Origin of the sequence: Streptomyces sp. NPDC093591 (genome assembly GCF_044764885.1) — a bacterium.
GTDB lineage: Bacteria > Actinomycetota > Actinomycetes > Streptomycetales > Streptomycetaceae > Streptomyces.
Genome location: NZ_JBIWIY010000017.1, coordinates 119,929 through 144,440, shown reverse-complemented (window position 1 = coordinate 144,440; position 24,512 = coordinate 119,929). Strand labels below are relative to the sequence as shown.

The 24,512-nt window shown below is 72.8% G+C and carries 21 protein-coding genes; 16 read left to right on the top strand and 5 right to left on the bottom strand.

The window, feature by feature from the left end; genetic code table 11:
- Positions 1 to 72 precede the first annotated feature (72 nt).
- The 10 genes from fdhD to ACIREI_RS32325 all read left to right on the top strand — a co-directional run bounded on the left by fdhD (position 73) and on the right by ACIREI_RS32325 (position 13,647).
- Positions 73 to 930, top strand: coding sequence for a formate dehydrogenase accessory sulfurtransferase FdhD (fdhD, locus tag ACIREI_RS32370; RefSeq protein WP_403340360.1), 858 nt, complete (start codon positions 73 to 75; stop codon positions 928 to 930).
- Positions 927 to 2,312: a D-inositol-3-phosphate glycosyltransferase gene (gene mshA, locus ACIREI_RS32365; protein WP_403340357.1), complete on the top strand. Its 1,386-nt coding sequence runs from the start codon at positions 927 to 929 to the stop codon at positions 2,310 to 2,312. Before fdhD ends, mshA begins: the two co-directional genes overlap by 4 nt.
- A 228-nt stretch (positions 2,313 to 2,540) precedes the next feature.
- The gene (locus ACIREI_RS32360) at positions 2,541 to 3,299 is read left to right on the top strand and encodes a hypothetical protein (RefSeq protein ID WP_403340355.1); all 759 of its coding nucleotides are present in this window, start codon (positions 2,541 to 2,543) and stop codon (positions 3,297 to 3,299) included.
- Positions 3,296 to 3,838: a SixA phosphatase family protein gene (locus ACIREI_RS32355; protein WP_403340353.1), complete on the top strand. Its 543-nt coding sequence runs from the start codon at positions 3,296 to 3,298 to the stop codon at positions 3,836 to 3,838. The genes ACIREI_RS32360 and ACIREI_RS32355 overlap by 4 nt, the downstream gene beginning before the upstream one ends.
- Positions 3,839 to 3,885: 47 nt before the next feature.
- On the top strand, positions 3,886 to 4,512 hold the full coding sequence (locus ACIREI_RS32350) for a YigZ family protein (RefSeq protein WP_403340350.1): 627 nt from the start codon (positions 3,886 to 3,888) through the stop codon (positions 4,510 to 4,512).
- Between the two features lie 619 nt (positions 4,513 to 5,131).
- On the top strand, positions 5,132 to 5,992 hold the full coding sequence (locus ACIREI_RS32345) for an ABC transporter ATP-binding protein (protein ID WP_403340348.1): 861 nt from the start codon (positions 5,132 to 5,134) through the stop codon (positions 5,990 to 5,992).
- Positions 5,989 to 6,978: an iron-siderophore ABC transporter substrate-binding protein gene (locus tag ACIREI_RS32340; protein WP_403340346.1), complete on the top strand. Its 990-nt coding sequence runs from the start codon at positions 5,989 to 5,991 to the stop codon at positions 6,976 to 6,978. The genes ACIREI_RS32345 and ACIREI_RS32340 overlap by 4 nt, the downstream gene beginning before the upstream one ends.
- Before the next feature lie 4 nt (positions 6,979 to 6,982).
- Positions 6,983 to 9,046 carry an iron ABC transporter permease gene (locus tag ACIREI_RS32335; protein ID WP_403340343.1) on the top strand — a complete coding sequence of 688 codons (2,064 nt, stop codon included), beginning with the start codon at positions 6,983 to 6,985 and terminating at the stop codon, positions 9,044 to 9,046.
- A gap of 288 nt (positions 9,047 to 9,334) precedes the next feature.
- Complete coding sequence (locus tag ACIREI_RS32330; protein ID WP_403340340.1) at positions 9,335 to 10,498, top strand: exonuclease SbcCD subunit D; 1,164 nt, start codon at positions 9,335 to 9,337, stop codon at positions 10,496 to 10,498.
- A complete protein-coding gene (locus ACIREI_RS32325; RefSeq protein ID WP_403340339.1) occupies positions 10,495 to 13,647 on the top strand; it encodes an AAA family ATPase in 3,153 nt (1,050 codons plus the stop codon). Before ACIREI_RS32330 ends, ACIREI_RS32325 begins: the two co-directional genes overlap by 4 nt.
- Before the next feature lie 59 nt (positions 13,648 to 13,706).
- Here ACIREI_RS32325 and ACIREI_RS32320 read toward each other — a convergent pair whose 3' ends face one another.
- Together ACIREI_RS32320 and ACIREI_RS32315 are read right to left on the bottom strand one after the other, a co-directional pair.
- The gene (locus tag ACIREI_RS32320) at positions 13,707 to 14,351 is read right to left on the bottom strand and encodes a response regulator (protein WP_403340336.1); all 645 of its coding nucleotides are present in this window, start codon (positions 14,349 to 14,351) and stop codon (positions 13,707 to 13,709) included.
- Positions 14,339 to 16,294 (bottom strand): histidine kinase, encoded by a 1,956-nt coding sequence (locus ACIREI_RS32315; protein ID WP_403340333.1) that lies wholly within the window; start codon positions 16,292 to 16,294, stop codon positions 14,339 to 14,341. The genes ACIREI_RS32320 and ACIREI_RS32315 overlap by 13 nt, the downstream gene beginning before the upstream one ends.
- A gap of 156 nt (positions 16,295 to 16,450) precedes the next feature.
- On the opposite strand from ACIREI_RS32315, the gene ACIREI_RS32310 reads away from it, so the two are divergent.
- Positions 16,451 to 17,011 (top strand): LGFP repeat-containing protein, encoded by a 561-nt coding sequence (locus tag ACIREI_RS32310; RefSeq protein WP_403340331.1) that lies wholly within the window; start codon positions 16,451 to 16,453, stop codon positions 17,009 to 17,011.
- Between the two features lie 35 nt (positions 17,012 to 17,046).
- Positions 17,047 to 18,366, top strand: coding sequence for a DUF6777 domain-containing protein (locus tag ACIREI_RS32305; protein ID WP_403340328.1), 1,320 nt, complete (start codon positions 17,047 to 17,049; stop codon positions 18,364 to 18,366).
- Positions 18,367 to 18,428: 62 nt separating this feature from the next.
- Here the strand turns inward: ACIREI_RS32305 and ACIREI_RS32300 are convergent, their stop codons facing one another.
- Positions 18,429 to 18,875 carry an Lrp/AsnC family transcriptional regulator gene (locus tag ACIREI_RS32300; RefSeq protein WP_403340325.1) on the bottom strand — a complete coding sequence of 149 codons (447 nt, stop codon included), beginning with the start codon at positions 18,873 to 18,875 and terminating at the stop codon, positions 18,429 to 18,431.
- Between the two features lie 139 nt (positions 18,876 to 19,014).
- Between ACIREI_RS32300 and ACIREI_RS32295 the strand changes: the two genes are divergently transcribed.
- The 3 genes from ACIREI_RS32295 to ACIREI_RS32285 all read left to right on the top strand — a co-directional run bounded on the left by ACIREI_RS32295 (position 19,015) and on the right by ACIREI_RS32285 (position 20,962).
- Complete coding sequence (locus tag ACIREI_RS32295) at positions 19,015 to 19,491, top strand: rhodanese-like domain-containing protein (RefSeq protein WP_403340322.1); 477 nt, start codon at positions 19,015 to 19,017, stop codon at positions 19,489 to 19,491.
- A gap of 57 nt (positions 19,492 to 19,548) precedes the next feature.
- Positions 19,549 to 20,064, top strand: a complete 516-nt coding sequence (locus tag ACIREI_RS32290; protein WP_403340319.1) for an immunity 21 family protein — start codon at positions 19,549 to 19,551, stop codon at positions 20,062 to 20,064.
- Positions 20,065 to 20,128: 64 nt separating this feature from the next.
- A complete protein-coding gene (locus tag ACIREI_RS32285; RefSeq protein ID WP_403340317.1) occupies positions 20,129 to 20,962 on the top strand; it encodes an SDR family oxidoreductase in 834 nt (277 codons plus the stop codon).
- Between the two features lie 14 nt (positions 20,963 to 20,976).
- Here the strand turns inward: ACIREI_RS32285 and ACIREI_RS32280 are convergent, their stop codons facing one another.
- Complete coding sequence (locus tag ACIREI_RS32280) at positions 20,977 to 22,665, bottom strand: DUF885 domain-containing protein (protein WP_403340315.1); 1,689 nt, start codon at positions 22,663 to 22,665, stop codon at positions 20,977 to 20,979.
- A 32-nt stretch (positions 22,666 to 22,697) separates the two neighbouring features.
- Positions 22,698 to 23,189 carry an Lrp/AsnC family transcriptional regulator gene (locus tag ACIREI_RS32275; protein WP_403340312.1) on the bottom strand — a complete coding sequence of 164 codons (492 nt, stop codon included), beginning with the start codon at positions 23,187 to 23,189 and terminating at the stop codon, positions 22,698 to 22,700.
- Positions 23,190 to 23,248: 59 nt separating this feature from the next.
- Here ACIREI_RS32275 and ACIREI_RS32270 point away from each other — a divergent pair, with 59 nt between their 5' ends.
- Positions 23,249 to 24,511, top strand: a complete 1,263-nt coding sequence (locus tag ACIREI_RS32270) for a trans-sulfuration enzyme family protein (protein WP_403340310.1) — start codon at positions 23,249 to 23,251, stop codon at positions 24,509 to 24,511.
- The last annotated feature ends 1 nt before the right edge of the window (position 24,512 follow it).

The window sequence follows — 24,512 nt, the reverse complement described above, 5'->3', positions numbered from 1 at the left end:
GTCGGCCATCGGGGGCTGACGCCCGAGCCCGCAGCGGGAACGACGTCCACCGACAGAACTGGGAGTGAGGCCATGGGACGGGTCACCGAGCGACGGCGCGTGGTGCGCATCCGCGACGGCGCGCTGAGCACGCGCCCGGACACGCTGGTGGCGGAGGAGCCGCTGGAAATCCGGCTCGGCGGCAAGCCCCTGGCGATCACCATGCGCACCCCCGGGGACGACTTCGCGCTCGCCGCCGGCTTCCTGGTCAGCGAGGGCGTCGTGAGCCGCGCCGAGGACGTGGCGAACATCGTGTACTGCGCGGGCGCCACCCAGGACGGCTCGAACACGTACAACGTCGTCGACGTGCAACTCGCCCCCGGCGTACCGCTGCCCGACATCACGCTCGAACGCAACGTGTACACCACATCGTCGTGCGGCCTGTGCGGTAAGGCCGGCCTGGACGCCGTACGCACCACGGCACGCTGGCCGATCGCCGACACACCCCCGGTCCGGGTCACCCCGGCAATGCTGGCCGACCTGCCCGATCAACTCCGGGCGGCGCAGCGGGTGTTCGACCGCACGGGCGGTCTGCACGCCGCCGCGCTGTTCTCGCCCGAGGGCGAGCTCCTCGACCTGCGCGAGGACGTCGGCCGGCACAACGCCGTCGACAAGCTGATCGGCCGCGCGCTGCGCAACGGCGAACTGCCGCTGTCCCGCGCCATCCTGCTCGTGTCCGGGCGGGCGTCCTTCGAGCTGGTGCAGAAGGCGGTCATGGCGGGCATCCCGGTGCTGGCGGCGGTCTCGGCGCCGTCCTCCCTCGCCGTGGACCTGGCGGCGGAGACGGGGCTCACCCTCATCGGCTTCCTGCGTGGCAGTTCCATGAACGTGTACGCGGGCGAGCAGCGCCTCGACCTGCGTGTGGGGGCAACGGCAGGGGCCGTCACGTGACCCGGCTCGAAGGGATCCGGCGCAGCCGCACCCACGGCAGCACCCTCGTCGCCCCGCCCCGTCCGCGACCACCCGGCACCCACGACCGCCCCCGTCGCGTCGCCATGCTCAGCGTGCACACCTCGCCGCTGCACCAGCCCGGAACCGGCGACGCGGGCGGCATGAACGTCTACATCGTCGAACTGGCCAAGCGCCTCGCCGCCATCGACATCGAGGTGGAGATCTTCACCCGGGCCACCTCCGCCGCACTCCCGCCCACCGTCGAACTCGCGCCCGGGGTCCTCGTACGGCACGTGGCCGCCGGACCCTACGAAGGCCTGGCCAAGGAGGACCTCCCGGCCCAGCTCTGCGCCTTCACGCACGGCGTCACGCAGGCCTGGGCCGACCACCGTCCAGGCCACTACGACCTCGTCCATTCCCACTACTGGCTCTCCGGCCACGTCGGCCGGCTCGCCGCCGAGCGCTGGGGCGTACCGCTCGTCCACGCCATGCACACGATGGCCAAGGTCAAGAACGCCAACCTGGCCGACGGCGACACTCCCGAGCCCGCCGCCCGCGTGCTCGGCGAGACCCAAGTCGTACGGGCCGCCGACCGGTTGATAGCCAACACCGAGAAGGAGGCGGACGAACTTCTCCGTCACTACGACGCCGACACCGCCCGGGTCGCCGTCGTCCATCCCGGTGTCAACCTCGAGTGCTTCCGCCCCGACGCCCGGGGTGTCGAGGCCGGACGTGCCGCCGCCCGGTCCCGCCTCGGCCTCCCGCAGGATGCGCTGATCCCGCTGTTCGTAGGGCGCATACAGCCGCTGAAGGCGCCCGACGTCCTGCTGCGCGCGGTGGCCCGGCTGCTGGCGGAGCGGCCGTGGCTGCGGGAGCGGATCGTGGTGCCGGTCGTGGGCGGGCCCAGCGGCAGCGGCCTGGCCAAGCCGGAGGGACTGCAGAAGCTGGCGGCCCGGCTCGGCATCGGTGACGTCGTGCTGTTCCGGCCGCCGGTCGGGCAGGACCGGCTCGCCGACTGGTACCGGGCGGCCTCCGTCCTGGTCATGCCGTCCCACAGCGAGTCCTTCGGACTGGTGGCCGTCGAGGCACAGGCCTGCGGCACCCCGGTGATCGCCGCCGAGGTCGGCGGGCTGCCGGTGGCCGTACGGGACGGGGTGAGCGGCGTTCTCGTACCCGGGCACGACCCGGCGGACTACGCGCGTGCGCTCCACGGCTTCGCCGACGACCCGGCCCGCTCGGTCCGGATGAGCGAGGCCGCGGTCCGGCACGCCCGGTCCTTCGGCTGGGCCACGGCCGCGACGGCGACGGCGGACGTCTACACGGCGGCCCTGCTGCGGCGAGGCCGCGATTCCCGCGCGGTCGGCGAGGGACAACTCCCGTAGCCGCGGCCCGAACTCCTGTCCGGGCGGGCTGCCGCGCAGTACCGTGCGGGCAGTCCGCACGGCAGGGGGTGGCGATGCCCGGGTACGACATGCGCGCCGGGCGCGTGAGTGGGTGCCACGCGCGCGTGAGCGGCCCGTACACGCGCGTGAGTGGGCCGTACAACCATGGATGACCAGCGAACTCCCGGCAGCCGAGAGGTCCGCCACGATGTCCGGAAAGCGGGCCGGATGGCTGCGCACGGCGGTCCGTCCGCCTACGCTCGCTCCGTGCTGCGCATCACCGACGCCCGAACCGGCGAGCCTGTCGACGCCGCCCCCGCCCGCCGCGGCCTGACCCGGATCGAGGCGCATACGGAAGGCTTCGACATCACCGCCCTGCGGATCCTGCTGGTCGCCGATCTCCTCGTCCGTGCCCTGGAACTCGGCGGTACGCCGGTCTGGGCGCTGCTCGACGAGGAGCGGCAGCAGGCGGAGTTGCGGGCCGGGGCCGCGGCGCTCGGCATCCGGCCCTTCGAGGACGGCCGGGACGCCGCGTCTGGACTGGGCGAGGCACAGGTCATCCACGTCGTGCGGGAGGCAGGCGCGGAGCCCGACGGAGTACGGGTCGCCGTCGCGCCCGTGCACGCGCAGGCGCCCCCCGAGGAGGCCGACCCCGCCGCCCTGCGTCTCGCGCTGCTCTCGCGGCGCACCGGCGTGCCCGTACGGCTCGACAGGGCCGCACTCACCGACGCCCACGACACGCTCGTACGCTGGCGCGCTGCCGTCGCCGCCTGGGCGCAGCGGCCGTCGCGGCCCATCCCCGACGGGGTGCGGGCCGACCTCCGCACCGCCTGGGAGGACGACCTCGACGTGCCCGGGGTGCTGGGAGTCCTGCGCTGGGTGGAGACCTCGCCGGACCTGCCGGACGGCGCCCGCTTCGAGACGTACGCCTACGCCGACCGTCTCCTCGGCCTCGACCTCGCCCGTGACATCGGGACCCCGGCATGAGCGCCCGTATCGGAGCCGGCCCGCTGCGCCGTCTGGTCGTTCTGCGGCACGCCAAGTCCGCCTGGCCGGACGGAGTCGCCGATCACGAACGCCCCCTCGCCCCGCGCGGCCGCCGGGACGCCCCGGTCGCGGGCCGGACGCTGGCCGAGGCCGACTGCCTGCCGGACCTCGCCCTGTGCTCGACCGCCGTACGCGCGCGTGAGACCTGGGAACTGGCCGCCGCCCAGTGGGGCACGCCGCCGCCGGTGCGCCACGAGCCGCGGCTGTACGCGGCGGACGTCCCCGACCTGCTGGAGGTCGTGCGGGAGACGCCCTCCGAGGTCGAGACGCTGCTGCTGGTCGGGCACAACCCCGGCCTGGAGGAGCTCGTCCTCGAACTCGCCGGGGACGGTCTCGACGACGCCCTGGACCAGGTCCGTACGAAGTTCCCCACATCGGCGATCGCCGTACTGGCCTGGCACGGCACCACCTGGCGGGCCCTCGCGCCCGGCATGGCGCTGCTGACGGGCGTGATGGTGGCACGGGGCAAGAAGAAGTGAGCGCCTCCCGCGCGGGCGGCCGGAGGGGCGCCGCATAGGCTGGCCGGATGCAGGACGAGTACCGCACAGTCGCCCACGCGGGCGTGCACGAGACCGAGGTCAACCGCTCACGCTTCATCTGTGCGCTCGCCCCGGCGGCCACCGAACAGGAGGCCCAGGACTTCGTCGCCGCCCGGCGCAAGGAGCACGCGGACGCCACCCACAACTGCTGGGCGTACGTCATCGGCGCCGACGCCGCGATCCAGAAGGCCAGCGACGACGGCGAACCGGGCGGCACGGCCGGCGTACCCATGCTCCAGATGCTGCTGCGCCGCGACATGCGGTACGTCGTCGCCGTCGTCACCCGCTACTACGGCGGCGTCAAGCTCGGCGCGGGCGGGCTGATCCGGGCGTACGGCGGTGCCGTGGGCGAGGCGCTGGACACCCTCGGAACGCTCACCCGGCGCCGCTTCCGGCTGGCCACGGTGACCGTCGACCACCAGCGCGCGGGCAAGGTGCAGAACGACCTGAGGTCGACCGGGCGCGAGGTGCGGGACGTGCGGTACGGGGAGGCGGTCACGATCGAGATCGGTCTGCCGGACGCCGACGTGGACGCGTTCCGGGCGTGGCTCGCGGATGCGACGGCGGGGACGGCGGGATTCGAGCTCGGGGGAGAGGCGTACGGGGACGCGTGACCGGCCGACGGCAGCCGCGCCTGGTCAGGCAGCGGCGGCAGGGGTGAAATATCCGTAACGGGCGTACGGCGAGCGTGTCAGGCCGCCGTTAGCCTCGTCGTCGATGCGCTCGTCGCCGGTGCCGGTGCTGGTTTGGTGCTGGCGTGTGGGCACCGCCTGCCTTGAGCACGGCGCGGATGTCGCTGTGTTCGTCACCACCTGCCGTACGTTCACCAAAGCCGCGCAAGGCAGGCGCTGCGGCAGAACATCGTGGCCCTGCACCGGGACCGGCCGGAGGCCTGGGTCAAGGGAGCCCATCTGGAGACACTGATTCCGCTCGGCGGGCGAGGCGACGCCAGAGCGAAGCGCAGCTCGCCGGCCTGATGTTCATGAGGCGTTGGAGGCTCGTACTGGCGTACGACACGCCGCGCAACCGCAGTCGCCCCTCCACCTCGCGCGGCACGACACTGTCGGACGCCGGCGCGGGCGATACGGCGTGCTCGGCCCCGTTCCGAGCGCGACGCTGTCCGCGCACACAACACCTCTCCTCGGCCGCCCCGATCTCTTGGCCGGTTTTCCTCTTGTGGCGTCCCTTCGGGGCACCTTCCGCTATGCGATAAGGTTAGGCTAACCTCGCCGGGTGCATGCAGGTGAAGAGAGTGCCGCGGTCACACGTCACAACGGCCATGAACTGTCGGCCACGGGTGTCACCGTGGCGTACGACGGCGTCGATGTCGTACACGACGCCTCGATGACGCTGCGGCCCGGCGAAGTGACCGTCCTGGTGGGGCCGAACGGCAGCGGCAAGTCGACGCTGCTGCGTACCATCGCGCGGCTGCAGCGGCCCAGGACCGCCACGCTCACCATCGACGGCGACACCGACGGCCTCGCGCTGACTCCGCGTGAGTTCTCGCGCCGAGTGGCCCTGTTGACGCAGGGCCGCCCCACGCCCAGCGGGCTGACGGTACGGGACGTCGTCGAGTTCGGCCGGTACCCGTACCGGGGCCGCTGGGGCAGGGCGGACCCGGGTGGCCGGGCGGCGGTGGACCGCGCGCTCGCGATGACGGGCGTCGCGGAATTCGCCGAACGCGGTGCGGAGCATCTCTCCGGTGGACAGCTTCAACGCGTGTGGCTGGCCGGCTGTCTCGCCCAGGAGACGGGCGTACTCCTGCTCGACGAGCCGACCACCTACCTCGATCTGCGTTACCAGGTCGAACTCCTCGACCTCATGCGCGATCTGGCGGACGACCACGGGATCGCCGTGGGCGCCGTCCTGCACGACCTCGACCAGGCCGCGGCCGTGGCCGACCGGATCGTCCTGCTCCACGAGGGGCGGGTCATCGCCGACGGCGGCCCCGAGGACGTACTGACGCCACAGCGGCTGACCGACACGTACGGCATCCGCATCGACGTCGACACCGACCCCCTCACGGGCCGGCTGCGCACCCGCGCGATCGGCCGACACCACTCGCGGACCGAAAGGCTCAGCACACCCTCATGAGACGCCTCCTCACGACCGCGGCGGCCGCCACCGCCGCGGCCCTCGCCCTGTCCGCCTGCGGAACCACCGAGCCTGCCAAGGACGACGCCGCGGCCGGCAAGAGCACCGAGCGCATCACCCTCACCGACGCCACCGGCAACAAGGTCGAACTCGACGGGCCCGCCAAGAAGGTCGTCGGAACCGAGTGGCACGAGGTCGAGCTCCTGATATCGCTGGGTGTCGACCCGGTCGGCGTCGCCGACGTCAAGGGCTACAAGACCTGGGACACCGCGGTCCCGTTGAAGAACGAGCCCAAGGACATCGGCACCCGTGGCGAGCCGAGCATGGACACCATCGCCTCCCTGAAGCCGGACCTCATCGTCGCCAGCACCGACCTGCCGCCGGCCGCCGTGAAGCAGATGCGCAAGGTCGCCCCGGTCATCGAGGTGCGTTCCGCCGACGCCGCCGACCCCATCGGGCAGATGAAGAAGAACGTCGACCTCATCGCCCGGGCCACCGGCACCACCGAGCAGGCGGAGAAGCTCAAGGACGGGTTCGACGCGAAGGTCGCCGAGGGCAAGAAGGCCCTCGCCGACGCCGGTCTCGGCGGCGCGAAGTACGCCTTCGCCGACGGCTACGTCGTCTCCAACCAGGTCTCGATCCGGCCCTTCACCAACGGCTCGCTCATCGGCGCGGTCAGCGAGGAGCTCGGTCTGAAGAACGCCTGGACGGTCGAGGGCGACAAGGACTACGGCCTCGGCTCCACCGACGTCGAGGGCCTCACCAAGCTCGGCGACGTGCAGTTCGCCTACATCGCCAACGACGGCGACAAGAGCAGCACGCCGTTCACCGAGAAGGGCGCCCTGGCCAAGGACAAGGTGTGGACGTCGCTGCCGTTCGTGAAGAAGGGCAACGTCCACCGGATGCCCGACGGCATCTGGATGTTCGGCGGTCCCGAGTCGATGAACCAGTACATCGACGCCCTCGTCGCCGCGCTGACGAAGTAACACCATGGCCGTCACCGCGACACCTCCCGCCACCCGTCCGTCGGCGGCCACGTCCCGGACGGGCGCGGCCGCGGTGACGGCCGCTCTACTCCTTCTCGTCACGGCCCTCGCGGTCGTCGACATCACGCAGGGCACGGCCGCGGTCGGCGCCCCCGAGGTCTTCAAGGCGCTCACCGGCCGGGCCGACCCCGACGACGCCTCCGTCGTCATCGCCTCCCGGCTGCCGAGAATGACCGCCGGGCTCCTCGTCGGCGCCGTCCTCGGCATGGCCGGCGCCGCCCTGCAGTCGGTCAGCCGCAACGTCCTCGCCTCGCCCGACACCCTCGCCGTCAACGCGGGTTCCTACCTCTCCCTCGGCCTGGTCGCCGCCACCGGCGTCTCGCTGCCGCTCCTGGCCTCCTCCGGCGTCGCGTTCGCCGGCGGCCTCGCGGCAGCGGCCGTCGTGCTCGGGCTGTCGGGCCTGGGCGCCGGCACCGTACGGCTGGTCCTCGCGGGCAGCGCCCTCACCCTCGGCCTCACCGCCGTCACCGAGGGCCTGCTCCTGCTGTTCCCCCAGCAGACCGAGGGCCTCTACCAGTGGAACCAGGGCAGCATCGCCCAGAACGGGTTCGGCGGCGTGCTGCAGATGGCCCCCATCGGGCTCGCCGGCCTCGCCGGACTGCTGCTGATCGCCCGCCGCGTCGACGTCCTGGGCCTCGGTGACGACGCGGCCCGCGGCCTCGGCGTCCCGGTCCGTGCCACCCGCATCACCGCGGTCGTCCTCGCCGCCCTGCTCTCCACGGCCGCCGTCACCCTCGCCGGGCCCATCGGCTTCGTCGGCCTGTGCGCCCCCGCCCTTGTCCGCCCCCTCGCCCGCAGGTTCCGCGCGTTCACCCGGACGCGTTCGAGCCTGCCGGTCGTCGCTCTCACCGGTGCGGCCCTGGTGCTCGGCTCCGACGTGCTGCTGCGCGCCGTGGTGCCCGCGGACACCGCGGTCGCCGTGCCGACCGGCGTCGTCACCAGCCTCGTCGGCGCCGTATTCCTGATCGTCATGGCCACGCGGGTCCGCGACACGGCGGGGGCCGCGCCCGACCGGCTGCGCATCAGGAGCAGGGCCGTCTTCCTCATCACCACGGCGGTCCTGGTGGCCGTACTCGTCGGCGTGACCATTGCCGCCGTACTGCTGGGCGACAGCAAGCTCCTGCTGGGCGACGTGGCGAACTGGGCGCAGGGACAGGCCGGTCAGACCGTCACCTTCGTCCTCGACACACGGGTGCCCCGCGTGCTGGCCGCCCTTCTCGCGGGCGCGGCACTCGCCTTGGCGGGAACGCTCGTCCAGGCCGTCACCCGCAACCCTCTCGCCGAGCCGGGCATCCTCGGCGTCTCGGGCGGCGCCGCGCTCGGCGCCGTCCTCCTCGTGACGACCGTGCCGTCCGTCGGATCGTGGGGCGTGGCCGGAGCGGCGTTCGCGGGCGCCGCGCTCAGCTCCGTCCTCGTCTTCGGGCTCGCGGCTCGGGGAGGGTTCCAGCAGAACCGGCTCGTCCTCGTCGGGTTCGGTGTCGCCACCGGTGCGGCCGCCCTGATCAGCCTTCTCATCATCCTCACCGACCCGTTCAACGCGACGAAGGCGCTCACTTGGCTGTCGGGCTCCACCTACGGGCGGACCCTGCCCGATGTGGCGCCCCTCGCGGCCGTCCTCGCCATCGGTGTGACCGCCACGGCCCTGCGGCGGACCGAGCTCGACCTCGTGTCGCTCGACGAGGACACCCCGCGGCTCCTCGGGCTCAACCTCGCACGAGGACGCCTCGCCTTCCTCGCCCTTGCCGTCCTGCTCAGCGCCACCGCCGTGGCCGCCGCCGGCACCATCGGCTTCGTGGGGCTCGTGGCACCTCACGCGGCCCGCGCCCTCGTGGGTCGTCAGCACGCCCGGGTCGTGCCGGTCGCGGTACTCCTCGGCGCCGTCCTCGTCTGCACCGCCGACCTCGTCGGCCGAACCGTCATCGCACCGGCCCAGCTCGGCGCCGGCCTTATGACGGCGGTGATCGGCACGCCGTACTTCCTCTGTCTGCTTGTGCGCAGCCGCCGTTAGGAGAGATACGGCGACCTCGTCGCATCGTGCGCCGACGGTGGCCTCGGCCGATCTGTACGCCTTCGTGGACTATGCGAGAGCGCACCCCACAGTGTCGAGGTGGCTTGGCCGCGCCCCCATCCAGATCACCGCAGACATCTATGGTCATCTGACGCCGGATGCCGGTGGCAGACTGAGGTCCGTGATGGATCAGGTACTGACCGGCGCTAGCGTGGTCGGTGCTGACAACGAGGACCGTGCTGGGTCCGGGGGCGGATTAGGGGGAAACATGCAGGTCGGAGCGGCGCCTTGAGAATTCTGCACACTTCCGACTGGCATCTCGGCCGGGCGTTCCACCGGGTCACCATGCTCGGCGCCCAGTCCGCGTTCATCGGCCATCTCGTCACGACCGTGCGCGAGCGCGGCGTGGACGCGGTGGTCGTGTCGGGAGACGTGTACGACCGGGCGGTGCCGCCGCTCGCCGCGGTCGAGCTGTTCGACGACGCCCTGCACCGGCTCGCCGACCTCGGCGTGCCGACGGTGATGATCTCCGGGAACCACGACTCGGCCCGCCGGCTCGGTGTGGGCGCGGGGCTGATCGGGCGCGCGGGCATCCATCTGCGGACCGACCCGTCGGCGTGCGGCACACCGGTCGTGCTCCAGGACGACTTCGGCGACGTGGCCTTCTACGGCCTGCCGTATCTCGAACCCGCCCTGGTGAAGGACGAGTTCGGCGTCGGCAAGCCCGGCCACGAGGCCGTGCTCGCCGCAGCCATGGACCGGGTGCGCGCCGACCTCGCCACACGCGCGCGCGGCACGCGGTCGGTCGTCCTCGCGCACGCCTTCGTCACCGGGGGCGAGGCCAGCGACAGCGAGCGGGACATCACCGTCGGCGGGGTGGCCGCGGTACCGGCCGGCGTCTTCGACGGCGTCGACTACGCGGCACTGGGGCATCTGCACGGCTGCCAGACCATCACCGAGCGCGTCCGCTACTCGGGCTCGCCGCTGCCGTACTCCTTCTCGGAGGCCGACCACCGCAAGAGCATGTGGCTCGTCGACCTGGACGCCGACGGCGCGGTCACCGCCGAGCGCGTCGACTGCCCGGTGCCGCGAGCGCTGGCCCGCATCCGCGGCACACTGGAGGAACTGCTCGCCGATCCCGAGCTCGCGCGGCACGAGGAGGCGTGGGTCGAGGCGACGCTCACGGACGCGGTGCGCCCCGCGGACCCCATGGCCCGCCTCGCCGAACGCTTCCCGCACACGCTCAGCCTGGTCTTCGCCCCCGAGCGGGCGCCGGACGACCCCGAGGTGTCCTATGCGCGGCGGCTCGCGGGCCGCAGCGAGCAGGAGATCGCGGAGGACTTCGTGGCCCATGTGCGCGGGGCCGGGCCCGACGAGGACGAACAGGGCGTGCTGCGGGACGCCTTCGACGCGGTGCGGGCCGACGAGGCCGTGCGGGAGGTCGCGCGATGAGGCTGCATCGGCTCGATGTGACGGCTTTCGGGCCCTTCGGCGGCTCCCAGAGCGTCGACTTCGACGCGCTGTCGGCGGCCGGGCTCTTCCTGCTGCACGGACCCACCGGCGCCGGCAAGACCTCCGTCCTGGACGCCGTCTGCTACGCGCTCTACGGCTCCGTCCCGGGCGCACGCCAGAGCGGCCAGGGCATGACCCTGCGCAGCGACCACGCCGCGGCCGGCACGCGCACGGAAGTGCGCCTCGAACTCACCGTCGCCGGACGCCGGTTGGAGATCACCCGGCAGCCGCCCTGGGAGCGCCCCAAGAAGCGCGGCACGGGCACGACGCTCGACAAGGCGCAGAGCTGGCTGCGCGAGTACGACGCGCAGGCCGGGACCTGGAAGGACCTCAGCCGCTCGCACCAGGAGATCGGCGAGGAGGTCACCCAGCTGCTCGGCATGAGCCGCGAGCAGTTCTGCCAGGTCGTGCTGTTGCCCCAGGGCGATTTCGCACGCTTCCTGCGCGCCGATGCCGAGGCCCGCGGCAAGCTGCTGGGCCGCCTCTTCGACACCCACCGCTTCGCCGAGGTGGAAAAGCGCCTCGCCGAGCGGCGACGGGCGGCCGAGGCTCAGGTGCGGGACGGCGACGCCGCGCTGCTGGCCGACGCCCACCGGATGCAGCAGGCCGCGGGCGAGGCCATGCCGTTGCCCGACCTCGCACCGGGCGAGCCGGGCCTGGCCGACGCAGTCCTCGGTGCCGCCGCCGTCGCCCGCAGCACCGCCCGTGAGCAGCTGACCGTCGCCCACTGCCGCCTCCTGGCCGCCGAGTCCGCCCAGGCCGCCGCCGACCATGCCTTGGCCGACGTACGCGAAGTGGCCCGGCTGCAGCGGAGGTTCGCCGAAGCGCGCGAGCGCGCCCGGTTGCTTCAGGAGCGGGCCGACGCGCACCGCGAGGCGCAGGCGCGCATGGAGCGGGCCCGCAAGGCCGAGGCCGTGGCACCGGCGCTGGAGCTGCGGGAGGCCACCGAAGCCGAACACCGGCGGGCGGCCGTGGCGGAGGCACGCGCGCGTGCGCTGCTGCGAGGCGCCTTCGGCGACACAGACGCCGGAGCTGGGCCGGACGGGGGCGCGGGGACCGGACCCGGCGGCGATCCCGGAGCCGGGCAGGTGGCTCTTCGGCCGGAGGACGTCACGGCCGGCGGCCGGGGCGGGGCCCTTGAGGCGCACACGCCTGCCCGGCCGCCGGACACCCTCGCCGCCGCCGGTGCCGCCGGGCTCGCCGCCGCCGCGCGTCGGGTCGCCGAGGAGCTGGGCGGCCTGGAGTCGGCCCGTCGCGGCGAGCGGCGGCTGGCCGAACTCGTCGCGGAGCGCGCGGATCTGGACCACCAGGAGCGGGCGGACGACGACGTCCGGGTGGAGGCGGAGGCCTGGCTCGCCGGATGGGAGGAGACCAGGACCGCACTGCACGCCCGTATCGAGTCCGCGCAGGAGGCCGCGAGCCGCGCCGAACAACTGGCCGTGCAGCGCGAGCCCGCGCGGCAGCGGCTCGCCGCCGCGCGGATGCGTGACGAGCTGGCCGGCGACACGGAAACAGCCGTCCGACAGGCATCCCACGCCCAGGAGTCGGCGCTGAAGGCAAAGGCGCACTGGTTGGACGTCAAGGAGCAGCGCCTGAACGGCATCGCCGCCGAACTCGCCGCGCAGCTCGAAGACGGCGAACCCTGCGCCGTCTGCGGTGCCGTCGACCACCCCGCACCCGCCCGCAAGGACGTCGGACACGTCGACCGGGAAGCCGAGGAGCGGGCACTGGCCGCCTACCAGCAGGCAGAGGAGCGGCACGCCGAGCACGAACGGCGCCTGGGCGTCGTACGGGAAGCCCTCGCCGCCGCCAGTGCCGAGGCCGGCGACCTGCCGACAAGCCAACTCGCGGAAGCCGCCGACAAGTTGGAGCGGCTGTTCACCCAGGCCCGCAGGGACGCCTCCGCGCTGCACTCCGTCCACGAGGAGCTCCGGCGGGCCGAAGCGGAACACGAGCGGCGCACCGCCGCCCACCAGCAGGCCGCCGTCCGCGCCGCCGCCCGGGTCGGCCACCGCGAGCGGCTGGACCGCGAGAAGGGCGCCCTGGAAGCGGAGTTGGCCCAAGCCCGTGGCGCCGCCGACAGCGTGGCCGCGCGGGCCGCACAGCTGGAGCGGCAGGTCACGCTGCTCACCGACGCCGCCGACACCGCCCGCGCCGCCGAGGACACCGCCCAGCGGCTCAAGGACGCCGACGCCCGCCTGGCCGACGCCGCCTTCCGCGCGGGCTTCGACACCCCGCAGGCCGCGGCCGCCGCGCTCCTCGACGACGCCGCGCACCGCGAGCTCCAACGACGGCTGGACGCCTGGCAGTCCGAGGAGGCCGCCGTGCGTGCCGTCCTCGCCGAGGCCGACACCGCGGCCGCCGCCGAGCAACCGCCCGCCGACCTGGTCACCGCGGAGCGTGCCGCCGCCGCGGCGGCACAGCGCGTCCGCGACGCCGCCTCCGCGCGTGACGCGGCCGCCCGACGCTGCACCGAACTCGACCGGCTGTCCGCGCGCGCGACCACCGCCGCACGCCAACTCGCCCCGCTGCGCGAGGAGTACGACCGCGTGGCCCGCCTCGCCTCCCTCACCGCGGGCACCTCGGCGGACAACGAACGCAAGATGCGCCTGGAGTCGTACGTGCTCGCGGCCCGCCTCGAACAGGTCGCCGCCGCCGCGACCGTACGGCTGCAGCGCATGTCGTCCGGCCGCTACACCCTCGTCCACTCCGACGACCGGGCCGGCCGCGGCCGCAGCGGGCTCGGGCTGCACGTCGTCGACGCCTGGACCGGGCGTGAGCGGGACACGGCGACGCTGTCGGGCGGCGAGACGTTCTTCGCCTCCCTCGCCCTGGCCCTCGGCCTCGCGGACGTCGTCACCGACGAGGCCGGCGGAGTCCGCCTCGACACCCTCTTCATCGACGAGGGCTTCGGCAGCCTCGACGACCAGACCCTCGACGAGGTCCTCGACGTCCTCGACTCACTGCGCGAACGCGACCGCAGCGTCGGCATCGTCAGCCATGTCGCCGATCTGCGGCGGCGGATCCACGCGCAGTTGGAGGTCGTGAAGGGGAGATCGGGGTCGGTGCTGCGGCAGCGGGGGCACTGAGCGAGGGGGCGCTGAAGGCTCGTGAACGGCAGGATCCCGTTGCGGTCGGTCTCCGCTCCTTACCGGCCGCCTCGGGCAGTGAGGTAGGCGAGGACCGCCAGGACGCGGCGGTTGTGTTCCGCACCGATGCCGAGGCCCAGCTTCGCCATGATCGAGGCGACATGGGTCTCCACGGTCCGCTCGGTCAGCCACAGGCGTCGTGCGACGCCCAGGTTGGTGTGGCCTTCGGCCATCAGGGCCAGGACCTCCAGCTCGCGGGGGGTGAGCGCGGCGAGGGGGTCGCGGTGGGCGCCGATCATGCGGGCGACGACTTCCGGGTCCAGGGCCGAGCCACCCCCGGCGACGCGGAGCAGGGCGTCCAGGAAGTCGTCCACGTCGAAGACACGGTCCTTGAGGAGGTAGCCGAAACGGCCCTGGGCCACCAGTTCCACGGCATTGCGCGTCTCGATGTGCTGCGAGAGCAGCACGATGCCGAGTTCGGGAAAGCCCTCCCGGATCCGCCGGGCGGCGCGGGCGCCGTCGTCGGTGAGGTCCGGTGGCATACGAATGTCGATCACGGCCAGGTCGGGGCGGTTCTCGGTGACGGCGGCGACGAGCGCGGGCGCGTCGGCGGCGCGGGCGACGATGTCGTGGCCGGCGTCCGCGAGCAGCCGTGCCAGGCCCTCCCGGAACAGTGCGGAGTCCTCACCGATCACGATACGCATGGCAGCACCGCCTCCACGGTCGTCCCGCCGCCGGGGCTGCTCTTGACGTGCAGCAGTCCGCCGAGCGCCGCGACCCGGTCCCTGAGCCCCGAGAGCCCCGAGCCCCCGCGGGCGTCGGCCCCGCCGCGCCCGTCGTCGCGGATGATCACACGCAGCGCCCCGTCGCCGTTCTCGCCGACGACGACCGCGATGCTCGTGGCCTCGGCGTGCTTGACGGCGTTGGTGACGGCCTCGCTCGCGACGTAGTACGCGGTGGTGGCGATGTCGTCGGGCAGCACGCGTCCGTCGAGCCGCCAGTCGAGCCGCACCGGGGCGCGTATCGCCAGGGACTCCAGGGCGGGGCCCAGCCCGTCGTCGAGGGAGCTGGGCCGCAGCCCGTGCGCCAGTTCACGCAACTCCGCGACCGCCGTGCCCAGTTCGGCCACGGCCTGATCGAGGAGTCCGTCGACGTCGACGCTGCCGTCGTCGAGATGGCGCTGCGCGAGCCGTAGCGCCATGCCGAGGCTGACCAGCCGCGACTGCGCACCGTCGTGCAGGTCCCGCTCCAAGCGGCGCCGTTCGCGGTATCCGGTCCGTAGCAGCCGACCGCGGCTGGCCTCCACCTCGCTGAGCGCCTGGCGGAGTTCGAGCCGCAACCGTACGGTCTCGACGAGCAGCGCGCTGGCGGTGGCCACCTCGCGTGGGCAGGGTCCGTCGATGATCCCGATGGGGCGCCCGGCGAGCCGTACCTCGGTACCGCGCGCCACCAGGGTGCCGGCCGTGTCGTGGAACCGCGTGCCGCCCGGCAGCAGAAAACCGACCCGCAGCCGGGGCTCGCGCAGGGCGTCCCGCAGCACTTCCTCCAGTTGCTCGGGCCGTGCCCGTCCGGCATGCACCTCACGCTCCAGCGCCGCCACCGCCGCCAGCGCCCGCTGCCGTACGGGGTAGAACCGCCGGTCCACCCACCGGCGCACCCGGTTCTTCACCGGCACCAGGACGACGGCGACCAGCGCCGTCACACCGGCCGTCACCACCGCACTGCCCCGCCCCAGCGCCAGGCCGCCGGTGAAGGACGCGGCGCTGTAGACCGCGAGAAGCCCGGCGGTCACCAGGCTCCACGTCACGACGGCGCTCGCGGCACGGTCCACGTCGTAAAGGTCGTGGCGCAGGATCGCGAGCGCGGTCAGCGAGGGCACACCGAGAGCCAGAGCTGCCAGGCCCACCCAGATCAGTGCGGTGAGCTCGCCGAACAGCAGGTAGTTGGCCCAGCACAGCAGAAGCGTGCCGGGCAGCGCGACGACGCCCAGCCCGAACCACTTCAGCTGGGCCCGCTCGACCCGGTCGCCCGCGCGGTAGCGGTGGCGCATCACCAGCGCCGACGAGACCAGCAGGGCCATGAACACGCCGAGCAGCGGCAGCAGCAGGAACCAGATCACGGACTCGGGCAGCGTGGGCAGGGGATGGCCGAACTCCTCGAACGGCGGGTCGTAGGGCGTCGGGTCGAGAGCGGCCACGAGGATGAAGACGGGCGTGAAGATCAGCACGCCGTACAGAACCAGCCGCGGGAAGCGGCCCGCGGGCAGTCGGCCGGCGGGAAAGAACAGCATCAGCAGCAGGACCGGCACGTACCAGAGGGTCCACATCCCCGCGGCCACCTGATGGACCGTCTCGGCGCCCGGTAGCGGGCTGGTGAGGCTCACGTGGGCGTAGACGTCGAGGAGGGTTTCCAGCGGCGGTACCGAGCCGATGAGCGTGAGCAGGACTCCCACCAGGTTGGTGGGACGGCGGCGCGAGACGAACACACCGAGGCCGGTGGAGAGCGAGCCCGCGACCACGGCCGAGACCAGCCCGAACAGGAGGCCGGCCGAGACGCCCGGGACGGCTGCCGTCAGAACGCAGCACGCCACGATCGTCACCGCGGTGAGCAGGGCGATGGCCAGGGAGAGGCGACGGGGCCAGGGCATGGCCCAACGGTAGAGGCGGAGCGGGGCCCTCAGTATCCGTGCTGACACGCAGAGTTGCTCCCGTGCCAGCTTCGATGCGGTGACAGCGGCTGCTCCGGGACAGTCCAGGGACCGGCATCCACCCGGAACTCCACGAACCACACCTGGGAGACCACCATGCGCACTGTCACCGCCCGCCGCTCTCTCGCAGCCGCCGCCGTCACGATCGCCGCCGTGCTCACCGGCACCGTTCCCGCCGCCGCGGACTCGTCGGCGGCGGACGAGTGCAGGCCCATCAGCCGCAACGAGTACATCGCCGACCGCTGGCAGGACCTCGGCGGCACGAACGGCTGGCTCGGATGCCCGATCGACACCACGAAGAACGTCACCGTCGGCGGGGTGTGGAAGGGCAAGCGCCAGACCTTCGAGAACGGCCAGATCACCTGGTCACCGGGTCAGGGCACGCAGATGGTCATCGCCGCCTGGGAATGGCGCGGCTACGCCTTCGCCGACTGGGGAACGACCGCGCCGTACAGCTACGACCGTTTCCTCCTGCGCTACTACAGCTCCTACGAGCCCCGCGGAGAACAGCGCGAGCTGCGCGGCGGCACCTCCGGCCGCGCGCGGGTGCAGAAGCACACGACGGGCAGTTACCGCTTCATCGTCGAGGGCTGCGACGACGGCACCTTCGGATCGACGTGCCGCCAGGGCTGGACGCTCTCGGCCGGCACCCGCTGACGCGAGGCCACAGCCTCACAAGAAGAGGAATGACCATGAAACCTGTACGGGGGACCCGTGCGTCCGTCGCCTTGACGGCGATCCTCATCACGCTCTCTCTCGGTCTGACGTCCACCGCCTGCACAAGGGTGTTGACCAAGGTGGCCGTGAAGGCGGTTGCCCGCGGAGCGCCGGCTGCCGCGCCCTTCTTCCAGGAGGCGCTCCGTCTGGGGACAGACGCCCTGGTCGGCGGGGAACTCGCCCTTGAGGGCGGTACGAAGAAGGGCGACCAGCCCGGCCTGTACGGCGGCTCGCGGACCAACAGGGGCTGCGCCAAGAAGAAACTCGTGCGCTTCCTCCTGGACCCCGCTCACCGCGCAAAGGCCGAGGAGTGGGCCAGGCTGCAGGGCATAGGCACCGACGAGATCGAGGGCTTCGTGAAGAAGCTCACGCCCGTGGTGCTGCGCAACGACACCCTGGTGAAGAACCACGACTACAAGAAGGGCAAGGCAGTACCCTTCCACGCCCTGCTCGAAGCGGGCATCGCTGTCCTGGTCGACCTGTACGGACAGCCCGTCGTGCAGTGCAGCTGCGGCAACCCGCTCGACGCGTTCGAGCACGATCTCGACAGCGCCGACGTGAAGTTCAAGGGCAAGAGCAGGAAGTGGCGGTCGTACGACCCCGAGAAGATCGTCAAGGTCGAGCGCCCGGAGGTGAAGGAGGAGGTGAAGCGCTACCAACTGGTCGACGTCGACGAGAAGGACGCGGGAATCGTACGTCTGCCCGGAACCGACGGCACGCGGGACGAACCGCTTCCGGACGACCCCGGCACCCAGGACGCCGAAGTCGTCGTTCCGACGGTGACGGGCATGTCCGTCCAGGAGGCCACGCAGACCCTCTCGGCGCAGGGGCTCCAGGTGCAGACGCAGGACGGGCCTTCCGGCAGCGCCGCCCCCGGCACGGCCCCCGCCACGGCCCCCGGTACCGTCCTCGGGCAGGACCCGGCCGCGGACGAGCAAGTCGCCGAAGGCACCGTCGTGACCCTCACCGTGGCACCGGACGCGGACCCGCCCATGGTGACGGAGTCGCCGTCCCCGACCCCCTCGCCCACCGAGGACACCGGCACGACCACGGTGATCGTCCTCGCGGACGCACCGGTTCGCGAGTCGCCCTCGTCCGCCGGCGCCCAGGTCAGCCACGTGGCAGCGGGAGGCCAGTATCCGGCGACGTGCTACGGCTACGGCGAGTCCGTCGACGCCCACGGCTCCGCGAGTGACCTATGGGTGCGGCTCAGCCTCAGGTCGGGGGAGTTCGGCTGGGTCACGGCCACCGCGCTCCAGGAAGATCCGGCCGCGGGGGGACTCGGTCAGTGCTGAGCCGGGTCCGGTGCTGAACAGGCGCCGGAGGCGGCTGCGGGCTGGAGGCGGCCGGGGGAACGTCAGTGCCCCAGCGGCCGACGGGGCAGCGGGGACGAGTAGACGACGCTCGTCGTCACCGAGCCCAGCGTGCCGATCTTGCCGGACACCTCCTCCAGGTGCTGCATCGACCGCGCGGCGACCTTGATGACGAAGCAGTCGTCGCCCGTCACGTGGTGCGCCTCCAGGATCTCCGGTGTCGCGGCGACCAGGTCGTGGAACGGCTTGTAGTTGCCGTTCGGATAGCGCAGGCGAACGAAGGCCAGGATCGGCAGGCCCAGCCGCTCGGGGTCGACGACCGCCGCGTACCCCTGGATGACGCCCGCCTCCTCCAGCCGCCGCACCCGTTCCGTGACCGCGCTCGCGGACATGGAGACGGCCCGGGCCAGTTCGGCGAAGCTGGCGCGGCCTTCGCGCTGGAGGACGTCGAGGATGCGCCAGTCGGTGGCGTCCGGGGAATACGCGGTCATGTCCGAGGAATAGCAGGGGAATCCCCGCCGGATCAAGGTCCGCGCCGTGGAACGGCACTTCAGGAAGTGGATCACCGGCCGTAGATTTCTGGTCACCGATATCCGCCAGGGATCGAGTCCGCCGGGAGGGAACCAGATCATGACCGCCACCACCGTGAACCCCGTACTGCGGGTGGCGCCCGCCGCGCCGGCCGAGGCCGCCGCCTACTTCCGGGCGAGCCTCGTCTTCCACGCCGACGTGTCCGACGTCGCCGCCGCGCTCGCGGCCGACGGTGACCCCGGGTTCGTGGTCCTGGACTCCCGTTCCACCGAGTCCTGGGACCAGGGCCACATCCCGGGCGCGATCCACCTGCCCACCGCCCTCATCCCCGAGCAGGCCGAGCAGCTCCTCGACAAGTCCGTGCCCGTCGTGACGTACTGCTGGGGCCCCGGCTGCAACGGCGCGACCCGGGCGGCACTCGCCCTCGCCGAACTCGGCTACCAGGTCAAGGAGATGCTCGGCGGCTTCGAGTACTGGGCGCGCGAGGGGTTCGAGTTCGAGACCTGGCAGGGCCGCGAGCGCCGCACCCCCGACCCGCTCACGGCACCGGTGGACGCCGACAACTGCGGTTGCTGAGGGGGAGATTGGGCGCGGTGAGAGGGCGGGCCCGCGGTGCGTGTAGGTTCTGCTGCCATGGTGCGATACGCGGAACCGGGCGCGGTGGAGTGGGTGGAGTCGGGAGGCGGCCCTCTGATAGCCGTACCCGAGACGGTGCTGCCGTTCTGGGCGGGCGCCGACGGCGACGAGACGGCCTCGGACTACGACCGGGCCTGCGAGGTCGACGGGTCCGTCGGACTCCTGCCCGTGGGGGACAGCGCGGCGCTGGTGTTCGGTGACGAGCCCGCCTCGACCTCCTACCTGCCCGACCACGGCGCCTTCGTACGCTGGTGCGCGGGCGATTCCGAGGAGGACCTGCTGGCCCGGGTTCCGGCCGCCCTCGCCACGGCCGTCTGGGGGCACGAGGTGCGCTGGAACGTGCCGGGAACGGTGGTCCTGTTCGACTCGGCCTGGCCGGGACCGGATACGGAACGGACCGAGCATCTGAGGGTGGCCCTGGAGCCCGGGGCCTACGCGGTCCGCGCCGCCCAGGTGCAGCCCGGCCCGCAAACCTGGCTGGGTCTCGTCCAGCTCCGACGGCTGCCGCACTGACCCTGCGGGGCCCGCGCGAATAACCAGGTGCGCCGGACCCGGCCGTTCCCCATCATGAACTGCCATGCCCCGACTTCCGCACCCCGCCCCCGAGTCCCTGCGCCGCGACCTTCTGCCCCTGCGGGGACGGACCGCCCTGGTCACCGGGGCCAGCAGACGGGCCGGTATCGGTCATGCCGTGGCCCGGCGGCTCGCGGCGTACGGGGCGAGCGTCTATCTGCACCACCATGTGCCGCATGACGCCGCCATGCCGTGGGGAGCGGACCGGCCAGAGGAGGTCGTCGCCTCCGTGCGCGAGGCGCTCGGCGACCCGGATGCCCAGGTCCTCGCGGGCCCCGGCGACCTCTCCGACCCGGCCGCGCCCGCCGAACTGGTCGCCACGGCCGCCGCGGCGCTCGGCGGACGGCTCGACATCCTGATCGCCAACCACGCGCAGAGCGGCTCCGACGGCACCCTCGACGACATCGACGCCGCGATGCTCGACACGCACTGGGCGGTCGACACCCGCTCGGTGCTGTTGCTCGTCCAGGCACACGCCCGGCTGAGGCCGGCCGGCCCCGGCGGCCGCGTCGTGATGATGACCTCCGGCCAGGACATCGCGGACGGAATGCCCGGCGAGATCGCCTACGCCCTCCAGAAGGGCGCCCTCGCCTCGATCACCCGCTCCCTGGCGACCACGCTCGCCGAGCGGGGGATCACGGTGAACACCGTCAACCCCGGCCCCGTGGACACGGGTTACCTGACCGGCGAGGCGTACGAAGCCGTGGCGGCCCGCTTCCCCGCCGGCCGGTGGGGCGTCCCCGACGACCCGGCCCGCCTCATCGCCTGGCTGGCGACGGACGAGGCGGGCTGGATCACCGGTCAGGTCATCGACTCCGAGGGCGGATTCCGGCGCTGATCACAAGGTGACCGTCAGAGCGCGGCCAGCTCGTCCACCAGGTCGTCCAGGCCCAGGGAACCCTGCGACAGCGCCGCCATGTGCCAGGCCTTGAGGTCGAAGGCGTCCCCGAGCCGCTGGCGCGCCTTGTCGCGGCCCAGCAGCCACGCCCGCTCGCCGAGCTTGTAGCCGATCGCCTGGCCCGGGATCGTCAGATAGCGGGTCAGCTCGCTCTCCACGAAGTCCGCCGGACGGCTGCTGTGCGAGCCGAAGAACTCCTGGGCCAGCTCCGGCGTCCAGCGCTCGCCCGGGTGGAACGGCGAGTCGGCCGGGATCTCCAGCTCCAGGTGCATGCCGATGTCGACGATGACCCGGGCGGCCCGCATCATCTGCGCGTCGAGGTAACCGAGCCGGTGCTCCGGGTCCGTGAGGAAGCCGAGCTCGTCCATGAGCCGCTCCGCGTACAGCGCCCAGCCCTCGCAGTTGGCGCTGACGTGGCCGACGGTGGCCTGGTAGCGGGAGAGGTCCTGCGCGACGTACGCCCACTGGGCGAGCTGGAGGTGATGCCCCGGGACGCCCTCGTGGTACCAGGTCGAGACCAGGTCGTAGGCCGGGAACCGGGTCTGGCCCATCGTCGGCAGCCAGGTACGGCCGGGCCGCGAGAAGTCCTCGGACGGGGCCGTGTAGTACGGAGCGGCGGCGCCGCCGGGCGGGGCGATGCACGACTCCACCTTGCGTACCGGCTCGGCGAGTTCGAAGTGCGTGCCGTCGAGCTTCTCGATCGCCTCGTCCATCAGGCCCTGGAGCCACTCACGGACCTCGTCGACGCCCTCGATGTGCTTGCCGTGCTCGTCGAGGTGGGCCAGCGCCACCCACGGCGTCGCGGCACCCGGGAGGATCCTCTCGGCCTCCTTCCTCATCTCGCCGAGCAGCCGGTGGAACTCGGACCAGCCGTACGCGTAGGCCTCGTCCAGGTCGAGGTCGATGCCGTTGAAGTAACGGGCCCAGCGGGCGTACCGCTCGCGCCCCACCGTGTTGGGCGCGCCCTCGACCGCCGGCGCGTACACATCGCGCATCCAGTCGCGCAGCTCCACCACGGCGGCCGTCGCCCCGCGGGCGGCCTCGTCCAGCTCCGCGCGCAGCGACTCGGGACCGGCCGATGCGAAGTCCTCGAACCAGCCGCGGCCCTCGCCGGTGTCCGCCCACTCGGTGAGCTGCTCGACGAAGGTGGCGGTCGGGCGCGGGGCCGCGTACAGCTTGCGCTCCAGACCCATTGCGAGGGACTCGCGGTACCCCGCGTACGCGGCCGGAACCGCGCGCAGCCGCTCGGCGATCGCCGCCCAGTCCTCGTCGGTCCGGCTCGGTGTGACCGTGAAGATCTCGCGCACCGAGTGCGCGGGGGTGGCCATGTTGCCGACCGAGCGCAGGCCCTCCTCGGCCTCGTGCACGGCGAGTTCGGCGGTCAGCCGCTCACGCAGCAGGCGCGCACACCGGCGCTCGATGTCACTGTCCGCGCCGGGCCGGCGCTCGGCCTCGTCGAGCCGCGCGAGCGTGGCCCGCGCGAGGTCCGCGAGCGCCTCCTGGCCCGCGGGCGAGAGGTCGGGGAGCTTGCTCGAACTCTCCTTCACGCCGAGATACGTACCAGTGACCGGGTCGAGGGCGATGAGTTCGTCGACGTAGGCGTCGGCGACCTCACGGGGCAGCGGGCTGTTGGTCTCAGACATGCGGTCCATCCTCATACGAGGGCCGCGGTACGTCACTCGGATTGAGCTGAGGGCGAAGGCGGCAGCATGGGGCCGCAGTCCCACTGCTGGAAGATCAACCGGGTCTCCACCCGGGCCACCTCCCGGCGGGCGGTGAACTCGTCCAGGACCAGGCGCTGCAGATCCGCCATGTCCGCCACCGCGACATGGACGAGGTAGTCGTCGGGACCGGTGAGGTGGAAGACGGTCAGCGCCTCCGGCAGAGCGCGGATCCGCTCCACGAACGGCCCCACCAACTCCCGTCGGTGCGGCCTGACCTGCACGGACAGCAGCGCTTGCAACCCCCGCCCGAGCTTCGCCGGATCGAGCTGAAGCCGGTGCCCGAGGATCACGCCCGACCGGCGCAGCCGCGTCACCCGGTCCAGGCACGTCGACGGCGCGACCCCGACCTGAGCGGCGAGGTCGCGGTAGGTGGCCCGGGCGTCGTTCTGCAGAAGTCTCAGCAGCTGGAGATCCACCGGGTCCAGTACGACAGATTCGGCCATTGGCCGAACGTAACACGGAGCATCGCCACTGTCGCCCGGTCGGTGTTCACCCTTCGGTCATGGACACGCCCCTGGACACGCAGGCGTACGACGGCGTACGCCGCCCCGCCCCCAGAGCACTCGCCACCGAGGCCGTGCACGCCGGCCGCGACGACCTCGCCCGGCAGGGACTGCACGCCCCGCCGATCGACCTGTCGACCACCTACCCGTCCTACGACAGCCGCGGCGAGGCCGCCCGCATCGACGCGTTCGCCACGACCGGCGCGGAGCCGGACGGCCCGCCCGTCTACGGCCGCCTGGGCAATCCGACCGTCGCCCGCTTCGAGACCGCCCTGGCCCGCCTCGAGGGCACGCAGGCGGCGGTCGCCTTCGCCAGCGGGATGGCGGCGCTGAGCGCGGTTCTTCTCGTACGGGCCTCGATGGGCCTGCGCCACGTCGTCGCCGTACGTCCGCTGTACGGCTGCAGCGACCACCTGCTGACCGCCGGACTGCTGGGCTCGGAGGTGACCTGGACCGACCCGGCCGGGATCGCGGAGGCGCTGCGCCCGGACACCGGTCTGGTGATGGTGGAGTCCCCGGCGAATCCGACCCTCGCCGAGGTGGACCTGCGGGCGGTGGCCCATGCCTGCGGCTCGGTCCCGCTGCTCGCGGACAACACCTTCGCCACGCCGGTCCTCCAGCGCCCCGCCGAACAGGGCGCACGGCTGGTGCTGCACAGCGCCACCAAGTACCTCGGCGGACACGGGGACGTGATGGCGGGCGTGGTGGCCTGCGACGAGGAGTTCGCCGGACGGCTGCGGCAGATACGGTTCGCCACGGGCGGCGTCCTGCATCCGCTGGCCGGCTATCTGCTGCTGCGCGGCCTGTCCACCCTGCCGGTCCGCGTCCGGGCCGCCTCCGCGACCGCCGCCGAACTCGCCCGCCGCCTCACCGCCGACCCGCGCGTTGCCCGCGTCCACTACCCCAGCATCGGCGGCGCGATGATCGCCTTCGAGGTCCACGGCGACCCGCACGAGGTCATCGCCGGCGTCCGCCTGATCACCCCCGCCGTCAGCCTCGGCAGCGTCGACACCCTGATCCAGCACCCGGCGTCCATCAGCCACCGCATCGTGGACGCGGACGACCGCCGGGACGCCGGGGTGAGCGAACGGTTGCTGCGGATGTCGGTGGGTCTGGAGGATGCCGACGATCTGTGGGCGGACCTTGATGAGGCACTGGGGGCGCGGACGCGCCCCCAAAGGGGCGCGGGACCGTATCGACATGCGGCTCCGCCGCGGGGCGCGACAAGCCACATCGAACCCGCAGCCGCCGGCCTTCACTAAC

Excerpts from the sequence above, each read along its gene's own strand:
- fdhD (WP_403340360.1), top strand. The coding sequence starts at position 73 with ATGGGACGGGTCACCGAGCGACGGCGCGTGGTGCGCATCCGCGACGGC.
- ACIREI_RS32360 (WP_403340355.1), top strand. The coding sequence starts at position 2,541 with ATGGCTGCGCACGGCGGTCCGTCCGCCTACGCTCGCTCCGTGCTGCGC.
- ACIREI_RS32355 (WP_403340353.1), top strand. The coding sequence starts at position 3,296 with ATGAGCGCCCGTATCGGAGCCGGCCCGCTGCGCCGTCTGGTCGTTCTG.
- ACIREI_RS32350 (WP_403340350.1), top strand. The coding sequence starts at position 3,886 with ATGCAGGACGAGTACCGCACAGTCGCCCACGCGGGCGTGCACGAGACC.
- ACIREI_RS32340 (WP_403340346.1), top strand. The coding sequence starts at position 5,989 with ATGAGACGCCTCCTCACGACCGCGGCGGCCGCCACCGCCGCGGCCCTC.
- ACIREI_RS32335 (WP_403340343.1), top strand. The coding sequence starts at position 6,983 with ATGGCCGTCACCGCGACACCTCCCGCCACCCGTCCGTCGGCGGCCACG.
- ACIREI_RS32325 (WP_403340339.1), top strand. The coding sequence starts at position 10,495 with ATGAGGCTGCATCGGCTCGATGTGACGGCTTTCGGGCCCTTCGGCGGC.
- ACIREI_RS32320 (WP_403340336.1), bottom strand. The coding sequence starts at position 14,351 with ATGCGTATCGTGATCGGTGAGGACTCCGCACTGTTCCGGGAGGGCCTG.
- ACIREI_RS32315 (WP_403340333.1), bottom strand. The coding sequence starts at position 16,294 with ATGCCCTGGCCCCGTCGCCTCTCCCTGGCCATCGCCCTGCTCACCGCG.
- ACIREI_RS32310 (WP_403340331.1), top strand. The coding sequence starts at position 16,451 with ATGCGCACTGTCACCGCCCGCCGCTCTCTCGCAGCCGCCGCCGTCACG.
- ACIREI_RS32305 (WP_403340328.1), top strand. The coding sequence starts at position 17,047 with ATGAAACCTGTACGGGGGACCCGTGCGTCCGTCGCCTTGACGGCGATC.
- ACIREI_RS32300 (WP_403340325.1), bottom strand. The coding sequence starts at position 18,875 with ATGACCGCGTATTCCCCGGACGCCACCGACTGGCGCATCCTCGACGTC.
- ACIREI_RS32295 (WP_403340322.1), top strand. The coding sequence starts at position 19,015 with ATGACCGCCACCACCGTGAACCCCGTACTGCGGGTGGCGCCCGCCGCG.
- ACIREI_RS32290 (WP_403340319.1), top strand. The coding sequence starts at position 19,549 with ATGGTGCGATACGCGGAACCGGGCGCGGTGGAGTGGGTGGAGTCGGGA.
- ACIREI_RS32285 (WP_403340317.1), top strand. The coding sequence starts at position 20,129 with ATGCCCCGACTTCCGCACCCCGCCCCCGAGTCCCTGCGCCGCGACCTT.
- ACIREI_RS32280 (WP_403340315.1), bottom strand. The coding sequence starts at position 22,665 with ATGTCTGAGACCAACAGCCCGCTGCCCCGTGAGGTCGCCGACGCCTAC.
- ACIREI_RS32275 (WP_403340312.1), bottom strand. The coding sequence starts at position 23,189 with ATGGCCGAATCTGTCGTACTGGACCCGGTGGATCTCCAGCTGCTGAGA.
- ACIREI_RS32270 (WP_403340310.1), top strand. The coding sequence starts at position 23,249 with ATGGACACGCCCCTGGACACGCAGGCGTACGACGGCGTACGCCGCCCC.